The sequence below is a fragment of the Pseudonocardia yunnanensis genome (assembly GCF_039534065.1).
Taxonomy (GTDB): domain Bacteria; phylum Actinomycetota; class Actinomycetes; order Mycobacteriales; family Pseudonocardiaceae; genus Pseudonocardia; species Pseudonocardia yunnanensis.
The window spans coordinates 1-984 of sequence record NZ_BAAAUS010000077.1; the positions used below are offsets into that span (position 1 = coordinate 1).

Sequence of the window (984 nt, forward strand, 5' to 3'; positions counted from 1 at the left end):
CACAACGCGATGGCCCTGGACCAGTCTGCCCTGCTCGAAGTGCTCGATGCACTCAAGGCCGCCGATGTCGGTGATCGTGTCCGCCAGGCCGCGGAGACGATCTACCAGGCTCTGATCGAGGCCGAGTTGACCGACGCGATCGGCGCTGGCCTGCACGAGCGTTCTGCGGAACGCACCAACCACCGCAACGGTCACCGCGCCCGCACCCTCACGACGACGGCCGGGGATCTGGAACTGCGGATCCCGAAGCTGCGCACCGGCTCGTTCTTCCCCAGCTTGTTGGAGCGGCGCCGGCGGGTGGATCAGGCGCTGTTCGCGGTGGTGATGGAGGCCTATCTGCACGGGGTGTCCACGCGCAAGGTCGATGACCTGGTCAAAGCACTCGGTGCGGACACCGGTATCTCCAAGTCGGAGGTGTCGCGGATCTGCGCGGATCTCGACACCGAGGTCGGTGTGTTCCGCGACCGGTCCTTGGCTGAGCAGCAGTTCCCCTACGTCTTCCTCGACGCGACGTATTGCAAGGCCAGGGTGAACCACCGGGTCGTCTCCCAGGCCGTGGTGATCGCCACCGGTGTTCGTGCCGATGGCTGGCGCGAGGTCCTCGGGTTCGCGGTCGGCGACTCGGAGGACGGCGCATTTTGGACGGCGTTCCTGCGCTCGCTCAAGGCCCGCGGGCTGGGTGGGGTGCAGCTGGTCATCTCCGACGCCCACACCGGTTTGAAGCAGGCCATCGCCGCGGTGCTACTCGGCGCGGCCTGGCAGCGGTGTCGGGTGCACTTCCTGCGCAACGTCTTGGCTCAGGTCCCCAAGGGCTCCGCGGAGATGGTCGCCGCGGCGATCCGCACGATCTTCGCTCAACCCGATGCCGCGCACGTCAACGAGCAACTCGGCGTGATCGCCGGCATGCTCGGGCGCCAATCGGTCAAGGTCGAGACGATGCTGCGCGACGCTGCAGAGGATCTGCTCGCCTTCACCAGCTTCCCA

Annotated in this window: 1 protein-coding gene; it reads left to right on the forward strand. The window is 67.1% G+C overall.

The window, feature by feature from the left end:
• Positions 1-9: 9 nt before the first annotated feature.
• A partial coding sequence (locus ABD743_RS44330; RefSeq protein ID WP_344730725.1) for an IS256 family transposase occupies positions 10-984 on the forward strand: 975 nt, incomplete at its 3' end.